The organism is Photobacterium lipolyticum (genome assembly GCF_003026475.1).
Taxonomy (GTDB): domain Bacteria; phylum Pseudomonadota; class Gammaproteobacteria; order Enterobacterales; family Vibrionaceae; genus Photobacterium; species Photobacterium lipolyticum.
On sequence record NZ_PYMC01000001.1, the window covers coordinates 146,073 to 164,210 of the forward strand.

The following is an 18,138-nucleotide window of genomic DNA, read 5'->3' on the forward strand; positions in this document are numbered from 1 at the left end:
TAGGAAAAATTCCTAGTTTCTGGGGGCCAGATAAAAAAGCGTGAAAGTAATCACAAAAAAATGGGTTTCGAGGGACAAGAGACCAGGAATGAGAAAGCATCAATATACCTCTCCTACTTCCCCTCCAATAAATACTGGAAAAAAAGCGCTTCTCCCTAAATAGAAAAGCGCTTCTCAAACAAGCTGCTGCAATCTAGCGCTCTCGCTACTCGAAACTTAATAGATCGGCATCTCATCAGCAACAAACGGGTTTGATGCTCGTTCATGGCCGAACGTGGATACCGGGCCGTGACCAGATACAAAGGTCACATCACTACCCAGCGGCCATAGTTTTTCTTTGATCGAATTAATCAGGGTTTGATAGTCACCCTTAGGGAAATCAGTTCGACCAATCCCCCCTTTGAAGAGTACATCGCCGACAAAAGCCACTTTGGCTTCAGTGCTGTGAAAAATCACATGACCAGGAGTATGGCCGGGGGTATGCAAAACCTGCAATTTTTGGTTGCCGATGGCAATCTCATCACCTTCAGCTAACCACTGATCAGGATCGAATGCATCTGTTAGCGGAAAACCAAACATCTCACTTTGACGCGGTAGACCTTGCAACCAGAAAGCATCATCTTTATGAGGACCAACAACAGGAACACTGAGCTCAGCAGCAAGTGGGGCTGTACCGCCAACATGGTCAAGATGGCCGTGAGTCAAAAGTAGCTGCTTCACATTCAAACCAAGCTGCTTAACTTTGTCGATAAGAAGATGAATATCGCCGCCAGGATCGATAATTGCGGCGTCTTTGGTTTCATCGCACCAAACGATAGAACAATTTTGTTGGAATGGAGTTACAGGAACAATTTCAAACTGGAGACTCATACGTCCTCTTTTCCTAAACGGGCATAAAAACTAGGGGGAAGGATGCCACGGTTACAACAAAAAGGGAATGACGACTCTTACCAACGACGAACGGGGCCGGTATCAATATGGACAAAGTTACTCTTCGGGTAGTAGCCCACGCCGCCGAGCCGCAATTCAAGTGCCGCCTTTCGGACTTTTGACAGTGGCACGCCTTCTAAGTTGAAGTCAACGGCCTCTCCCTTCATGTGATAACTCTTGGTTGCAACGCCACCTTTTTTCTGCAGCATCTTATTCGTCGCCGGCGAGCGATAACCCGAAATAATTCGCACCTGACCTTTATGGCCTAAATTCGCCTGAATTTCCGTTATAGCATCAAACAGACGGCGATCCATTTTAGCCGCTTCATTTCGTCGGAAATCACGACACAGATGATTAATGCGCTGTAACTCAGCGGGGATGTAACTTTTACCGTTAAAATATTCCGTTTCTAAATCTTCACGCGTGTGAATATTACAAAGAGAAATTTTACGTGGGTTCGTTGCTTTAAACGGGCTGGCAATCGCCACTCCTGGCAACAAGCATGCGCCCAGTGTTAGCCCACCAGCAACTAAGAGCTGACGGCGCGTGTAATCAATCTCAGACATCCTAACCAAAACCAAAATCAGACAAGAAGCGGACCATAAGGCCTCTATTATCCAAGCACGATAACGCTCAGATAATGTTCAGTCAAACGACGCGATCGCAAAAAAACACCAATTTATAACTAAAGCGGCGTCTACCTATTGAGTTATAGATAAATTATTATTTGTGCGGTATGTGAATTTTTTCTCTAATTGCGAACTGTCACTCACTGTATCATAGCGATATACATCATCACGGAAGTTCACCATGCCTTGGGTATCAACCCATGCAGTCTGGTAAATGACATGAACTCTCACCCGGTTCTTTAAACCCACTGTCTTGGTTTCTGTATAGGATTTCAGATCGTTTATTTGCTGCTGTGACATACCCGAGTAATTCAACAATATCATAACCAGATGTTCTGCTTGCTCAACACGTACGCATCCTGAACTGAATGCCCGCTCTTCTTTATTAAACAGACTCTTTGCCGGCGTATCATGCAAGTAAATGGCATTTGTGTTGGGAATATTAAATTTATAAAGCCCGAGAGCATTCTTGTCACCCGGTTTTTGACGTAAACGGTACGGGAACAACTTGGCATTCACAATACGCCAGTCGATTGTATGGATAGGTATCTGCTCTGTATTTGTCCAGCTTCGGATAACGGCATAGTCATGGCGATACAAATATCCCCGGTCACGCTGTGCCTTGGGTAAAATATCTTTGCGCATAATAGAGATCGGGACATTCCAATATGGATTAAATACCACCGAATCAACCCGAGAACTCAACAACGGTGTGCGCCGGCTAGGACGCCCGACAATCACTTTACTGTCCAGCACATGCTCGTTGTCGAGCCATAGGTTCATTTCATAATCGGGAATATTGACTATCAAGACCGATGAATACTTGACCGACCATAACCGCACTCTTTGCGAATTCAATGCCAATACGCGGATCCGCTCCTGCGGTGGTATCGCTAACCAATAACGGGTCTTCGGCCCAATAACCCCATCACTTTTTAAACCGTGACGACGTTGAAAATGTTTCACCCCGGCTGATAAGTCCAGATTCAAAGTACCAACATCCATCGAGCGCAAATGCTGCGCCTCATACCTGCTGATATCTCCCAAGCTTTCCAAAATAGTAATTAATGCATCAGGCCTCTGTAACCGGTCACCTAGCCGGATAATACCTTGCTGGTAAAAACCGGGCCAAGGTGCCGCTTTTAGCGCTTCGAGCTCTGTCATTGCCTGTACGATTTTGGTGTAACTCTCATCAGCAGGCTTTAGCGAAGCAATAAAAAATCGCAGACGGTTACTTTCAACAGCTCGTAACATACGTTCGATAGCCATTTCCGATGGTAAGGGCAATCGCAAATCAACTCCGGCACCAAACAGCCAGCCCCTGCCGTACGCTGGTAAATTTTCAACATAGCTCATGAACGCAAGCAAGGTATCTGTCGCCAAAAGATCGTACTGACGCCAATCGTTAGACGACTTGTAATACTTGAGCCGGGAATAACGTTGGGAAAAATCAGAGCTGATTGCGGATAAGGCAACGATGCGGAGTTGCTCTTCAAATTCAGTCGCGGCAAGAGAATCATGCCATAGCGGGGTATAACCGATGTTGAAATAAAATACCGCCAACTCATCAACATACTGGATTTCAGATAAATCATCCGAAACTTCCTCTACCCATAGTTTTGCTTGTTGATATTGCAAAGCGATATCAGGTTTCACTGTTGGCTCAGACAGTGCCTGCTGCTCTGATAAAACATCAATTAAAGGTGTCGTCAGCAGCGGTTGTTTTGCCAATACCTGCGAGCTAAAGGCGAATATCAAAACCAGCGCGATACAAGATTGCCTTATCATTGCCATTTCAGCTCCCCGAAGAACGTCAATTCAAGTATGGCAAATTCACATACCTTTGGGCTTAAATGTAGCTTTCAGTGCTCATTTCTACCAATTCTTATCAAAATCTTGCCATCCGTAACGAACACGAATGATTCTCAGGTTTTTAACAATATCTTTTACAGTAAAATCATCACGTTCATAACATTTCAAATTAGCCAATAGAGCCAAACCAGTACACAAGATGGTAAAGTTATAAAAACAGGCGAAAATATCACCATAACATTACAATAAGGGTCGTGATGTGATGATTTATCAAACACACACGTTAAAACCCAAAGTATACCCCCAGTAGTACACTAAACTTTTCATGTCAAAGTTTAGTGTACTATTGAGACGACACAAATGTCGTCCCTGTAAGCAACAAAGGCTTTCATGTTTAAGCGGTTTGATGTACCTTCGCGACAGTTATTTTGGGAGAGTTAAATGGACAAACACGAAGAAGTTCTCATTGCCCTTCGACAGATAATCCGAGCCATTGATTTACATTCGAGAAAACTCAATAAAGATGCAGGATTAACGGGCCCTCAATTGGTGTTGATGCGAGCAATCCGGGGCTCTGGCGAAGAAATCACGATCCGACAGTTATCAAATAATACCAACATGAGCCAGGCGACAGCGACAACGATTCTTGATCGTCTTGAAAAACGAGAGCTGGTGGTTCGTGAAAGAAGCAAGCTTGATAAGCGAAAAGTTCATGCTCATTTAACTGAAAAAGGTAAAGAGCTGCTTGAAAAGGCGCCACTCCCTTTGCAAGACAATTTTGTATCAGAATATCAGCAACTTGAAGATTGGGAACAATCGCTGCTTTTATCATCGGTACAGCGCATTTCATCGATGATGAATGCGGAGCACCTGAATGTTGCCCCGCTGCTTGAAGTCGGTAGCATTACCCAGCAAGAGACGCCTCCTGAATAATTGAAGAAAGCCAGACCTACTGGCTTTGTTGCGCATTGGTTCTGGCTTTCACTCCTTACTATCATTATATTAATGCCATAATTTCAATGATCGGAATGCGTTGTGTTACTAGAAGGAATTGAAACCTTATTGGTTCTGGCAAAAGAAGGAACCATGAGCAAGGCCGGAAGCCGCTTATATATCAGCCAATCGGCGGTCAGCAAGCGCATTGCCAATTTGGAAAAACGGTTAGGAAAAAAGCTGATTGAGCCTGTAGGCAGGAAAATAAAGCTCACCTCTGATGCCATGGCTTTAATCGAGAGTGTCGCTCCGAGCCTGACCGAAATTCAGGGGGCATTGTTTGACCATCAGGCCATACAAGATCACTCTCCAATCTTGCTTGCTTGTTCTGAAACACTGGTCTCGGCCTACCTGAGTAAAATGATGAAGCGCTATCTTGCGCAAGATCCTTATATCAATATCTCAACCCATCAAACGCCATTTATCGTTGAACGAGTGCAATCCGGCGATGCCAGTTTAGGTTTTTGTGCCGGACACCTTCCCCCCCAGCATGGCTTAGCAACCAAGCATATTTTCAACGAGTCGTTTACCATAGTCAGTAATACGCCGCTAGAAAAGGCACCATCCGCCCTATTAACCAACGACCTAAAAAACCCGGCTAATACCTATCAAGCGGGAATATTACAGAAAGCCGGGATCAAGCCGCTGATGCAAATGGACTCCTATACGGCAGCTGCACTCTTAGCGCTCGGTGGAGTAACACCGGCCTTGGTACCCGAGTCTGTGGTAAAAACACTCAATATAAATTCAGAGCATTGCCATCATTTTGATTTTCTCGACGATTTAACCAGACCGGTCAACCTTTGTTATCGCCCCAATAGTTACAAAGTTGATAGAATTAAGCAGCTTATTGAAACCATTGTGGATTTTGTTCGATCAACAGCTTGATAGCCATAACCATAGAAACAATCACCACCAAGGGACGGATAAGTTTCTGTCCCTTGGTAACCACAATTTTGGCCCCCGATCTCGCGCCAATAAATTGACCGGCGGCCATCAGCAGACCGACTTCCCATACCGGAAGCCCCCCGATAATAAAGAACAATAACGCCGCGATATTTGATGTAAAGTTCAGCACTTTTGTTTTAGCCGTCGCCTCGATTATTCCTCGTTTCGCAATCGCAACAAAGCAGATGGTAAATAAGGAACCAGCACCCGGACCAAAAAAACCATCATAAAAACCGATTGATGTACCTACCGTTAAGGCAAACATATTCTCGGACAGCTTAGACTCACCCGGCTCGGCAATGGATTTTGGCGCCAGAAGAAAATAAAATGAGATCCCGAGCAGCAGTAACGGAATAATCGCGGTTAATACCGACGCATCAATTTTTTGTACCAATACAGCGCCTAATGCCGCACCGATGAAAGTACAAATGATCCCATTTCGCATCTCACTGAATTTCACGACGCCATTACGGATAAAATAAAGGGTGGCGGAAAAACTACCAAAAGATCCCTGAAGCTTGTTAGTCGCTAAAGCCTGTGCCGGTGATAACCCGACAGCTAAGAGTGCGGGAACGGTTAATAATCCTCCCCCGCCCGCTATTGCATCGATAAATCCAGCCAATGCCGCAACACCGAAAAGAATGGTGATAATCTCGAGCGATAAATCCATCTATTGTTTCCCTAGTCATAATCATCGGCCGCTAGATTACCTGTATATATCAATAAACAACAACGAAACACACGACAGCAACCCATTCCAGTTTGGAATAGGTCGCCATACCAAATCTATTCGTTATCTAACCATGTTGCACAGCATTTGCCATACTTGCTCACCGGCAGGGTGCAACCGAGCCTGATAACGATACGCGTAATAAGCAATAGGTAACCTCAGATAGGGTTCACCGATTAAGGCCACTTTTCCTGCGGCTAATTCCCGCTCAATCGAATAATCAGGCAACCATGCCACCCCTAACCCTTGCAGCACCTGAATTTTCAGCAGATCCGTCATCGACGAAGAAAACACGGCCTCTAATTTTACCTGTTCTCGTATCGCTTCGACTTGCCGTCCCATATAGGAACTCGGGTTATAAGCAAGCCAGGGTACCGCTTTATTATTATCAAGCAGGTATAACGGCTTTCCTGCACTATCGCAGGCACAAACCGGTAATAGCTCTGCTTCCCCAATGCGCAGTGACTGGTAGGGAGGTAATCGCAACAATTCGTTATCGAACGCAAGTAACAAATCGCACCCCCCTTCCTGCAGTTCTACGATCGCCTGATCAACATCAATCGCTTCAACGCTTAGTAAAGGGTTATGTTTGCCGGATAGTAGCTGGGGTTGGATTGTTGGCACTAAGCTGGTTGCCAGGGAGTGGGCAGCAGCAACCCGCACAATATTTCCGCCAAGCTTTGAGAGACCAGATAGCTGACCAATGCCATCCACCATCTGATTAATTAAGTTACGTGCTGAAATCCGAAAGAGCCTTCCACTTGGTGTTAACTCGATAGGAATTTTACTTCGATCGACCAGCTCTGCACCCACGGCATGTTCTAATGCTCTGATACGGCGACTAAATGCCGGTTGTGTCACATTACGTTTTCCTGCTGCCTGGGAAAAATTACGAACATCCGCCAGTGTCAAAAAATCTTCCAGCCACTTACTTTCTATATTCATGCGTTATAGTCGCGAAATAAAAAACAGTATAACGGACCATTAGTGTATATCGACCAGACTTCAAGCGATCAAGCTCACAACTCCAATCATTCACCATACCGATCCGGCATGGGAATGACAGCAATGGCATTTCTCAATGTGAAGGTTCTATTTTATCGTTATTACAGTTAAAAACACTGTAGGGATAAGAACATGAGCAGGAAATTAGGTATTTTGGGCGGAATGGGTCCATTAGCTACTGTGGAATTTATGCAGAAAATCATCGCACAAACTCCCGCTCGTAATGATCAACAACATATTCCTATGCTGGTTCGTAATATCCCCCAGATCCCGGACCGGACCGATTTTCTGATTGGAAATGGTTTGGACCCTTTCCCTGCATTAAAAAAAGGCTTTGAAGAACTTCAACAAGCTGGCGCTGAGTGCATCGTTATACCGTGTAATACCGCACACTATTGGTATCCACGACTTCAGGCAATCAGCAAGGTGCATACCATCAACATAATCGATAGTGTCGTTACTGAAGCAAAACAGCGTGGTTATAGTCAAGTGGGCATTTTAGCAACATCAGCCACTATGATGACGCGTATGTATCAGGAAAAACTGGCGCAATGTGGGATTGATGCAATAGAAACCACAGAGCATGAGCAACAGGCTGTTATGGAAGGTATCTGTGCAGTCAAAGCCGGGGACGTTAAACGCGGGCAACGCTTAATGGCACCTGTTTTTGAGGCCATGCTTTCCCGCGGTGCAAATGCCGTTGTTTTCGGGTGTACTGAAATTCCCGTAGCCCTGGCAAAACAAGGCCTCCAACACCCTGATCAGTGTCTGGATTCACTTGAAATCTTAGCGACTGAGTGTATTTCCTGGGCGCAAGACGAATTTCACGAACTTGTCGCCTAGTGGTTTCACCTCATATCGGCTGCGCTCAAAACCTCATGGGCAACGCAGCCATGGGTGTCACTATTATGGGTTTTGTCGCAGAGTTTAACTACACGCGCACTGATTTCCATCCTAAACATTGATGCATTTTACCTTTCACTCTGCGGTGACTTTGCTCTGCGATATTGTACAGATACTTGATTGAAATGATTTCAATTAGACTCAGCATATACCCGTTATGCCAAAGTCCAACATTGATGCCACGCTCTGCCAATATATCTTCAATTTCACGGTAGCTCAGCGTGTAGGAAAAATAGTAACGAACAGACTGCAGTATGATCTCGGAAGGAAGATGATGGCCTGCGAATTTAATAGTCATAATGTTGGAAGTGACGAATATTGATGGAGAGCACAACTTACTACTCCAGCTTGCGACAGAACCGTTTTGGCTGCCTAAATACCTCAACCTCAGAAAAATCTGTGACCCCGCTTCAATATTCTGTTCAACTAAAAATTACAGCCGGTAAATTAACAATACAAAACAACTGAACAGTATTTTTAACAAACACTCCCACTATGCATTAAAAGCATTATTGCTTACTTTTTTGCATTTCACTTTGAAAAATAAAAGGACCATTGTGTTGGTGTCATCTCATTATCAATAAAGGTAAAGGCTATGCTCGATACTGCAAATAAGGTTCGTATTGAAGAAGATCTACTAGGTGAACTTGAAATTCCAGCATCTGCTTATTATGGGATCCATTCACTTCGTGCCTATAAGAATTTCTCTATTTCATCGTCGAGAATTTCTGATGTTCCTGAGTTGGTTCGCGGTATGGTGTTTACCAAAAAAGCAGCCGCCAGAGCAAACATCGAACTAGGCACTATCCCTAGCGATGTTGGCAAGTACATTATTGAAGCCTGCGACTTGATCATCGACACCGGCAAGTGCATGGATCAGTTTATCTCTGATGTGTATCAAGGTGGTGCCGGTACCTCAGTAAACATGAACGCCAATGAGGTTATCGCCAATGTTGCGCTGGAACTAAAAGGCCACGAAAAGGGCGAGTACCACATCATCAATCCAAACGACCATGTCAACCGAAGCCAGTCGACCAACTGCGCCTATCCAACTGGATTCCGTGTAGCCGTATACAACAGCATCATGAAAATGCTCGGTTCGGTTCAGTACCTGCAGACAGCCTTTGATGCAAAAAGCGAGGAATTCCAAGACATCCTTAAAATGGGCCGAACCCAACTTCAAGATGCCGTGCCAATGACTGTGGGTCAGGAGTTTCATGCTTTCAGCATCTTGCTAAAAGAAGAAATCAAAAACCTGAAGTATGCAGCCTCGCTGCTGCTGGAAGTGAACCTTGGTGCAACAGCTATCGGTACCGGACTTAACGCAGCTAAAGGTTATCAGGAGCTGGCAGTAAAATACCTTGCCGAAGCAACCGGGCTGGACTGTGTACCGTCCGAAGATCTCATTGAAGCCACTTCTGACTGTGGTGCCTATATCACCGTTCACGCTGCACTAAAACGTTTAGCGGTCAAACTGTCAAAAGTCTGTAATGACCTCCGCCTGCTTTCTTCCGGACCGCGCACGGGCTTAAACGAGCTTAACCTGCCGGAAATGCAGGCTGGCTCATCAATTATGCCTGCCAAGGTTAACCCGGTTATTCCTGAAGTGGTAAACCAAGTCTGCTTTAAAGTATTCGGCAACGATACCACGGTGACATTTGCCGCTGAAGCCGGTCAGCTTCAGCTCAATGTGATGGAACCTGTAATTGGACAGGCTATTTTTGAATCCATTGAACTGCTGAACAATGCCTGCATCAACCTTGCCGATAAGTGCATCCGCGGGATCACCGTAAATAAAACGGTGTGCGAAGACTTCGTCTTTAACTCCATAGGTATCGTTACTTATCTTAATCCGTATATTGGCCACCACGAGGGCGATATTGTCGGTAAGATTTGTGCAGAAACGGGTCGAAGTGTTAGAGACGTGGTGCTGGAACGCAAATTACTGGCCGCAGAGCAGCTGGACGAAATTTTCGCCGTACAAAACCTGATGCACCCTGAGTACAAAGCTAAGCTATATAACTAATAAAAACAATAAATCAGAGGGCTAATTAATAGCCCTTTTTTATAACAAAAACGATTCGAAGAGGAATCATTATGAAACATAATCCAATACGTTTAGGTCTGATCATTGCCGGCTTGTGTGGCAGTTCGCTTTCTTACGCAGCAGATCTTCCTAATATAAAGATTCTCGCAACCGGCGGCACAATTGCAGGTGCTGGCCAATCAGCAACTGAATCTAGCTATACTTCAGGCAAGGTTGGGGTAGATGAACTGATTGCAGCGGTGCCAGAGATGACTAAAATCGCTGACATCAGCGGTGAGCAAGTAGTCAAGATTGGCTCACAAGATATGAATGATGAAGTGTGGCTGACTCTAGCAAAACGCGTGAATGACTTGCTAGCGCAAGATGATGTCGATGGCGTGGTGATCACCCATGGTACAGATACCATGGAAGAGACAGCATACTTCCTTGATCTGACAGTGAAGAGTGAAAAGCCAGTGGTACTTGTTGGCGCAATGCGTCCGTCAACAGCGATGAGTGCTGACGGGCCAACGAATTTGTACAACGCCGTTGTTACTGCCACTGACGAAGATTCTAAGGGCCGTGGAGTACTGGTTGCGATGAACGACAGCGTGTTTGATGCGCGTGATGTGACGAAAACCAGTACCACTGCGGTTCAGACTTTCCAGTCACCAAATTTTGGTACCTTGGGTTTCATCCATAATAGCGATGTGAAGTATCAACGTAGCCCAGAACGTAAGCATACCACAGACACCCCATTCGACGTCTCAAAATTAAACGTACTGCCTAAAGTGGGTATAGTTTATAACTATGCGAATGCATCTGAATTACCAGTAAAAGCGTTAGTGAATGCGAAATATGACGGCATCGTGAGTGCTGGTGTAGGTAACGGTAATATGTACCACACCGTTTTCGACGAACTTGCTAAGGCGAGTAAAAATGGTGTCATGGTTGTTCGTAGCGCACGTACGCCAACAGGTTCAACAACCCTCCATGCTGAAGTGGATGATGATAAATACGGTTTTGTTGCATCAGGTACTCTGAATCCACAAAAAGCCCGTATCCTACTGATGCTCTCTTTAACTCAGACCAAAGACTACAAAGAAGTTCAGAAGATGTTCCAGTTCTATTAATCAGTGGTATTTTAAACTCATTGAATCGTGAGTAAATAAAAGTCATATAAAAAAGGGCTATTATTTTTAGCCCTTTTTAAATAATTATATTAAATAAAATTATTTTTTAGTGATATCTTTCAAATACAGTTGAATATCATACTGTGGATATCTTACACGACTTAACCGCTCAGCTCTTTTATCGGACTTACTTGACTTAACTCGTTCCATATAGCTTCACATGATGAGTGCAGCTTAGAATAATAGCGATAAACATACAGGTCTAAGGGTACTGGCTCTCTCTCTGTGAGTATTTTTAATTTGCCTGACGCTAACTCTTCTTTTATCGCATAATCAGGTAGCCAGCTAATTCCCTTGCCTTGCAACACTAAAGCCTTAATAAAATCAGTCATTGATGATGAACAGACCGTATTAGAAGTAAGCTTGCTATTGGCTCGATGAAGTGCTCTTCCCATATAACTTTCAGGAGTATAGTCCAGACATGGGACATCATCATTATTTGCCAAATCATAAAGCGGATTTCCGCTTTCATCCACAGCAGAAACACAATACAAATAACTACGACCAAGATAAATAGACCGGTACGGGGCAACTTGCAGCCTATCTTCATAAAATGAAAATAAGAAATCACACTTACCGTCTATAAGCAATTCAACGGCGTCATCAACTTCATTCGCCACAACAGATAAACTGGTATTCAGCTCAGGATTAAACAGGCTCGAATGAAGCTTGGGAAGCAAACTGATGGAAATAGAGTGAGCAGCACTTAATCGCACCGTATGTCGGCCATGAAATGAGCACCCGGCTAAACGACTAACTTCTTCATCTATTTGATGAATAATAGATTGTGCCGTGGTTTTAAACTGCTTGCCGCACAGAGTCAATTCGATAGGTGATTTGCTGCGATCAATCAAGACTAAACCTAATTCTGCTTCGAGCGATTTTATTCGTCTGCTAAATGCTGGTTGAGTAACATTGCGGACAGCTGCAGCATGGGAAAAATTTTGTAGTTCAGCAAGGGTAAGAAAATCTTGTAGCCACTTTGTTTCTATATTTTTCATTTATCTTTCTCAATACTGTTGATTTACGGCAGTCATCACCCCAAAAATAATCCCTTATAAAAACAATCCATTACATATACAATCAAATGTTGCCAGCTAAATAAGAACAATCATCAATAACTTCTTAACGCTTGTCTATTAAGTTGATCACAAACCTTAAATTTAACCTGATGCTTTTTAATAACCAAGTCTTTATTTTCAGCATTTCACAAGCATGAAAGATAACCATAATATCCACCTGCAACATTATTAAAAACAACAATACCATTGTGTTAACAAGTGCAATGAGCAATACACATACAAATAGATTCAATATTAACCGTTCAATCCAAATTAGAAACAAGTGAATATATTATTATAAGAAACTCGTATCCTAATAAAATTAAAGGTCAATAAAATGAACTTAATCGTTAAATTATTGTGTGGAATATTAGTGGGCATACTGATGGGTATGTTTGCACCAGATGTCCTTATTCAAGGACTGATCACGGTAAAGTATTTAGTTAGCCAGTTAATTAAATTTACCATCCCCTTATTAATTCTCTTCTATGTCACCAGCGGTATAGCAAGCCTGCCCAAAAACTCCGGAAAATTACTCGGAAAGACCGTTGGTCTATCTTATATGTCGACTCTCGGCGCCGGTATTCTTGCGTTCTTGGTCGCAAAAAGCCTGTTCCCTATTTTGCTTGATGGTGCAGGCCAACTGCCCGAGGCCAAAACCGCTCTCGCGCCATTTTTAGCACTTCAGATCCCACCAATCATGAATATAATGACGGCATTGACCATTGCCTTCATTTTTGGTCTCGGCATCTCAAGTATGGGTTCGGAACACCTGAAAAAATTAAGCGATCAGGGCCGTGATATCATTGAGTTGTTCTTAAATAAAGTCATCATCCCGGCACTGCCGTTTTATATCGCTGGCGTCTTTGCCGATATGACGGTAAAAGGCACCGTATTTGCTACCTTGCAAACCTTTAGCCTAGTGCTCATTGCTGTCATCGCGATGCACTGGGTTTGGTTGACCTTCCAGTTTGTCACTACAGGTATCGCCATACAGCAATCTCCGCTAAAGATCCTTCGTACCATGATGCCAGCCTACTTTACCGCTGTTGGTACTATGTCTTCCGCCGCGACCGTTCCGGTCACTTTGCAACAAACTAAACGCAATGGCGTATCAAGTTCAATTGCCAATTTCGTCGTGCCATTGTGTGCCAACATCCACATGTCAGGCTCGGTGATCAGTATCGCCAGTGTTGCGGTAGCCGTCATTCTTATGACCGGTGCAGGTCCTGTACCTAGCCTGCTCGAAGCCCTGCCGTTTATCGCCATGTTAGGTATCACTATGGTTGCGGCACCGGGTGCGCCAGGTGGTGCCGTCATGGCTTCTGTCGGCTTGCTTGGCTCAATGCTGGGCTTTACCGAAGAAATGATTGCACTGCAAATTGTTCTTCACCTAGCGCAAGACAGTTTTGGTACCGCCTGTAATGTAACCGGCGATGGCGTGATTGCCCTGTTGATTGACAAGATGTCTGCCGAGACAGCAGATGCTGAAGAAGGATTAGAGCTGGCAGAAGAGACTATCTAACCAAGCTTAATTTGATTCATTGAATATCAATAAGAGTTGTTTCAGGGCAACTCTTTTTTTAAAGATAAACTGGATGAGTTGCTAAATGTACGAAAATAATAAAACGTTATACCTTCCCTATGCCGGTCCAACCCTGCTAGAAAATGCCCTGCTCAATAAAGGCAGTGCATTTTCGCCGGAGGAGAGACAAAACTTCAGCCTGATGGGACTGCTGCCAGCAACAATCGAGTCCATTACCGAGCAAGAAGAAAGAGCATACAGCCAATACCAAACTTTCAATGATGATATGGATAAGCATATCTACCTACGCAATATTCAAGACACTAACGAGACTCTCTACTATCGTTTGATTGATAATCATATCGAAGAGATGATGCCAATCATTTATACCCCGACGGTGGGTGCAGCCTGCGAGAAATTTTCCAATATATATCGTCGCGGCCGCGGCCTGTTCCTTGGCTATCCCGATAAAGGCAACATCGTTGATATCTTAAACAACGCAGCCCGTCAGGATGTGAAAATTATCGTTATTACCGATGGCGAGCGTATTCTTGGCTTAGGCGACCAAGGCATTGGCGGCATGGGTATTCCTATCGGAAAACTGGCTCTATATACCGCTTGTGGTGGCATCAATCCTGCCAACACATTGCCAATCGTATTGGATGTTGGCACCAATAATACTCAACTATTATCAGACCCTATGTATATGGGATGGCGCCACCCGCGCATTACCGGGCAGGAGTATGATGACTTTGTAGAAGAATTCATTCAGGCCGTAAAGAGCCGCTGGCCGAATGCATTAATCCAGTTCGAAGATTTTGCTCAGAAAAATGCCATGCCTCTGCTCAAACGCTATAAGGATAAAGTTTGCTGTTTTAATGATGACATTCAGGGAACAGCCGCTGTTACCGTCGGCAGCTTACTTGCCGCCTGTAAGGCCGCCGGTTCAAAGCTTTCCGAACAACGCATTACCTTTGTCGGTGCAGGATCGGCCGGATGCGGAATTGCTGAAGCCATTGTGGCACAGATGATCGCCGAAGGGCTAAGTGATAGTGCTGCACGCGAACGTGTCTTTATGGTTGACCGCTGGGGACTACTGACCGACGACATGCAGAATCTGCTCGACTTCCAGAAAAAGTTAGTCCAGAGAAACGCCCTCGTCACTCAATGGAATGAAACCGGTAATATCTCGTTATTGGATGTGATGCGCAATGCCAAGCCAACGGTTTTGATCGGCGTTTCGGGGGTTCCCGGTCTATTCAGCCAAGAGGTGATCACAGAGATGCATGCACATTGCAAGCGTCCGATTGTCTTGCCGTTGTCAAACCCCACCAGCCGTGTCGAGGGCACGCCGTCCGACATTATTCGCTGGACAGAAGGCGACGCGCTAATTGCTACAGGCAGTCCGTTCGACCCAGTTATTTTTGCTGAAAAAACCTATCCAATCGCGCAATGTAACAACAGTTATATTTTCCCCGGCATAGGTCTTGGTGTGCTGGCATCTGGCGCTACCCGTGTCACCGATGAAATGTTGATGGAGAGCAGCCGTGCTTTAGCCGAATGTTCTCCACTTGCCCGCCATGGTAAAGGGGCTTTATTGCCGCCGCTACAAGAGATCCAACAGGTTTCTCGCCATATTGCTATGGCTGTGGCCAAAAAAGCCATTGAACAATATAAAGCGCCGCAACGTACAGATGAACAGTTGCTGGAAAAAATTGACAGTTTTTTCTGGAAACCTGAATACTTAAAATACAAAAGAACCGCACTGTAAATTTATACCAGTCTGATTAATGCCCCCACATTATTCAGATTGGTATTTTTTGGGTTTTTAAGGGCCTGTCAACAGCTGACAAAATGGCTTGGAACATTTTTTACGCCCCAAGCCATTTGTGCCAAAGCTTATCTAACTGTCATAAAGCGGCCCGCCAAACGATGTCACTGGCGGCACGTCACCGCTGAACTTCTCAAGATCTACATTACAGGTGTTAGCACTGGTTGCCTGAGCCAGTTCTGATGACGCAATATCCTGAGTGAGCGTATTCGGATCACCGTAAGTATCGATAGCACCCACCTTTTCATTCAGTGGGCCATACCACGCACCTTCTTCGATGCGCACCACACCAGGGGCATAGCTATCAGAGAGTACGGCGCCGGCTAATAGCTGACCACGGTCGTTAAATACGCGAACCAGGTCACCATTCTTGATCCCTTTTGCTGCGGCATCTGCCGGATTGATATAAATCGGCTCACGGCCCTGTACCGTATAAGTCTCACGGAACTCATCAGATTCACACATCTGCGAGTGCAAACGCTTATCCGGGTGACAAGACTGCAGCCAGAACGGATGTTTATCTGAGCCGGGACCACCATGAGATCGCTCGCTCTTCTCGAACCACATTGGATGGCCCTGGCACTGTTCATAACCAAAACGGTCGATTTTACGGCTGAAAATTTCAACAAAGCCAGATGGTGTACCTAATGCATTGATTTCCGGATCTTCACGGAAGTCAGCATGACGAACCCAGGGTTTACCACCACCAAAATCAAGTACCCCCTTTTCCCAGAACACGTCAAACTCAGGCATCTCAAACTTGCCTTTATTAGCGTTACGACAGTCGGCATAGAGTGAACGTACCCATTCCATTTCGTCCATACCACGGGTGTATTCTTTATGGCGGCCGAAACGGCGGCTTAATTCTGTAAAGATCTCGAAATCCGTTTTTGACTGAAACAGTGGGTCAACCAGCTTGTGCATCGCAAGCAGGCCACGACCACTGTATGAACCATAAACATCAATGTCATTACGTTCGAACTGGGTACAGGCAGGCAGGACGATATCAGAGAAGCGACAGGTCGCGGTCCAGGCAAACTCAATGGTGACAACAGTTTGCAGCTTCTGAAACGCTTTTTTCATTCGATTACGATCCTGGTGGTGATGCCATGGATTGTTCCCACTCACCACCATCATTTTGTAATCCGGTAGTTTCACTTTTGAGCCGTTGTAACGAATTTCTTTACCCGGCTCCAGCAGACAATCCACCCAGCGCGCGACAGGGATCGTACGGCTGTAACCCTTGAAGTCGTCATTATCCCATTTAGGCTTCTGGCCTTGGTCGACGTTACGAGGGAAACCACCCGGTGCAGCAAAACCGGTCGAAGGTACACCAATAGAGCTGTAGTGGTGACCATAAGAGACCCCGCCACCAGGCAGACCAATCTGGCCAATCATTGCAGCTAGCACAGCCCCCATCCAGTAGGGCTGCTCACCATGTTGCTGACGTTGAACAGCCCAGCCAAACAGGAGCTGAGTGCGTTCAGCCACCAACATCCGCGCAAATTCGCGGATCTTGTCAGCCGATATACCACAAATTTCAGCTGCCCATTCCGGCGTTTTCTCTATTTTATCTTTACTCTCACCTACTAGGTATGGGACAAAATCCTCAAACCCTAAGCAGTAAGTCTTAATAAAATTCTTATCGTACAGATCTTCTTTATATAAGGTATGCGCCAACGCCAGCATAAACGCCACATCAGTCTGCGGGTTAATATAAAGATGCTCATTAGCCAAATAACGTTGAGTTTTATTTTTAACCGGATCAACAGAAACAACGTTGATTATTCCTTCCGCAACTTTCTCTTTCAGCAGTTCCAGGTAAGCAAACGATTCATGAGTTTCACAGTTCCAGCCAACTTGCAGGTTCTTGTTTGGATCGCACGCCCATAAGATAATATTCTTACTGTTATCCAGAATTTCTGACCAGGACGTACCTTGCGCATAGACTTCGGTTGAACCAAGGACATACGGAAGAATAGTCTGACCGGCACCCGTCGAGTAGTCACCCACTTTGGTAATATAGTTGCCGTGCATACCCACTGCACGTTGCATATGGCTGGTACAACTGTGGAACTGACCGGTCTGACGCCAACCGGTCTGGCCGGCATGCAATGCCCACGGGCCGTAATCTTTCTGTACGCGTTCCAGCTCCTGATAAAACAGATCCAATGCTTCATCCCATGTCACCCGAACAAAGCGATTATTACCCCGGGTTTCACCACTGTATTTATGCTTTTTCAGCCAATCAAGGCGAACCATCGGGTAACGTACCCGCGACGGATTATAAATAATTCCCTTGATCCCGTTGATCATCTCCGTCGGATGCTTATCCAGCTCTAATGGTTTAATTTCAGCCACTTTGCCATTATAAATACGAGCCCGAAAAGCGCCCCAGTGCGAGCCTGAGACCTTCCAGATACCGCTAGCTTGATCACCTGCCGCTTCTGTTGCGGCTTTAGCCGCTGACATTAACAAACCCGGCCCGATGACAGACGCAGCGCTTGTTGTGGCCAACCCTTTTAAAAATTTACGTCGACTCAGAGACATAT

At 45.1% G+C, this 18,138-nt stretch carries 14 protein-coding genes and 1 pseudogene; 7 read left to right on the forward strand and 8 right to left on the reverse strand.

Translation table 11 applies throughout. From position 1 onward, the window contains the following. Positions 1–216: 216 nt before the first annotated feature. The 3 genes from C9I89_RS00610 to C9I89_RS00620 form a co-directional block, all read right to left on the reverse strand. Positions 217–870: an MBL fold metallo-hydrolase gene (locus tag C9I89_RS00610; protein ID WP_107281407.1), complete on the reverse strand. Its 654-nt coding sequence runs from the start codon at positions 868–870 to the stop codon at positions 217–219. Positions 871–947: 77 nt separating this feature from the next. Then, positions 948–1,496: a peptidoglycan L,D-endopeptidase MepK gene (gene mepK / locus C9I89_RS00615; protein ID WP_107281408.1), complete on the reverse strand. Its 549-nt coding sequence runs from the start codon at positions 1,494–1,496 to the stop codon at positions 948–950. A gap of 135 nt (positions 1,497–1,631) precedes the next feature. Further along, positions 1,632–3,353 (reverse strand): L,D-transpeptidase family protein, encoded by a 1,722-nt coding sequence (locus tag C9I89_RS00620; RefSeq protein WP_107281409.1) that lies wholly within the window; start codon positions 3,351–3,353, stop codon positions 1,632–1,634. A 459-nt stretch (positions 3,354–3,812) separates the two neighbouring features. Here C9I89_RS00620 and C9I89_RS00625 point away from each other — a divergent pair, with 459 nt between their 5' ends. Next, the gene (locus C9I89_RS00625; protein ID WP_107281410.1) at positions 3,813–4,304 is read left to right on the forward strand and encodes a MarR family winged helix-turn-helix transcriptional regulator; all 492 of its coding nucleotides are present in this window, start codon (positions 3,813–3,815) and stop codon (positions 4,302–4,304) included. Positions 4,305–4,406: 102 nt separating this feature from the next. Continuing rightward, positions 4,407–5,252: a LysR family transcriptional regulator gene (locus C9I89_RS00630; RefSeq protein ID WP_107281411.1), complete on the forward strand. Its 846-nt coding sequence runs from the start codon at positions 4,407–4,409 to the stop codon at positions 5,250–5,252. Here C9I89_RS00630 and C9I89_RS00635 read toward each other — a convergent pair. Together C9I89_RS00635 and C9I89_RS00640 are read right to left on the reverse strand one after the other, a co-directional pair. Continuing rightward, on the reverse strand, positions 5,212–5,982 hold the full coding sequence (locus C9I89_RS00635) for a TSUP family transporter (protein ID WP_107281412.1): 771 nt from the start codon (positions 5,980–5,982) through the stop codon (positions 5,212–5,214). The genes C9I89_RS00630 and C9I89_RS00635 overlap by 41 nt on opposite strands. Before the next feature lie 123 nt (positions 5,983–6,105). Further along, a complete protein-coding gene (locus C9I89_RS00640; protein WP_107281413.1) occupies positions 6,106–6,987 on the reverse strand; it encodes a LysR substrate-binding domain-containing protein in 882 nt (293 codons plus the stop codon). 192 nt (positions 6,988–7,179) lie between these two features. On the opposite strand from C9I89_RS00640, the gene cuyB reads away from it, so the two are divergent. Further along, entirely contained in the window at positions 7,180–7,890 is a 711-nt protein-coding gene (gene cuyB / locus C9I89_RS00645; RefSeq protein WP_107281414.1) for a cysteate racemase, read from the forward strand. 88 nt (positions 7,891–7,978) lie between these two features. Here cuyB and C9I89_RS23010 read toward each other — a convergent pair. Beyond that, positions 7,979–8,128, reverse strand: a pseudogene (locus C9I89_RS23010) (IS6 family transposase); the annotation flags it as partial. 417 nt (positions 8,129–8,545) lie between these two features. Here C9I89_RS23010 and aspA point away from each other — a divergent pair. Together aspA and ansB are read left to right on the forward strand one after the other, a co-directional pair. Beyond that, positions 8,546–9,976 carry an aspartate ammonia-lyase gene (aspA, locus tag C9I89_RS00655; RefSeq protein WP_107281416.1) on the forward strand — a complete coding sequence of 477 codons (1,431 nt, stop codon included), beginning with the start codon at positions 8,546–8,548 and terminating at the stop codon, positions 9,974–9,976. Positions 9,977–10,047: 71 nt separating this feature from the next. Then, on the forward strand, positions 10,048–11,109 hold the full coding sequence (gene ansB, locus C9I89_RS00660; protein WP_107281417.1) for an L-asparaginase 2: 1,062 nt from the start codon (positions 10,048–10,050) through the stop codon (positions 11,107–11,109). A 161-nt stretch (positions 11,110–11,270) separates the two neighbouring features. Here the strand turns inward: ansB and C9I89_RS00665 are convergent, their stop codons facing one another. Then, positions 11,271–12,170, reverse strand: coding sequence for a LysR substrate-binding domain-containing protein (locus tag C9I89_RS00665; protein WP_107281418.1), 900 nt, complete (start codon positions 12,168–12,170; stop codon positions 11,271–11,273). A gap of 397 nt (positions 12,171–12,567) precedes the next feature. Between C9I89_RS00665 and C9I89_RS00670 the strand changes: the two genes are divergently transcribed. Both C9I89_RS00670 and C9I89_RS00675 read left to right on the forward strand, forming a co-directional pair. Continuing rightward, positions 12,568–13,755, forward strand: coding sequence for a dicarboxylate/amino acid:cation symporter (locus tag C9I89_RS00670; protein WP_107281419.1), 1,188 nt, complete (start codon positions 12,568–12,570; stop codon positions 13,753–13,755). Positions 13,756–13,840: 85 nt separating this feature from the next. Next, a complete protein-coding gene (locus tag C9I89_RS00675; RefSeq protein WP_107281420.1) occupies positions 13,841–15,526 on the forward strand; it encodes an NAD-dependent malic enzyme in 1,686 nt (561 codons plus the stop codon). A 132-nt stretch (positions 15,527–15,658) separates the two neighbouring features. On the opposite strand, the gene torA is transcribed toward C9I89_RS00675, so the two are convergent. Next, positions 15,659–18,136 (reverse strand): trimethylamine-N-oxide reductase TorA, encoded by a 2,478-nt coding sequence (gene torA, locus C9I89_RS00680; protein WP_107281421.1) that lies wholly within the window; start codon positions 18,134–18,136, stop codon positions 15,659–15,661. Between the last annotated feature and the right edge of the window lie 2 nt (positions 18,137–18,138).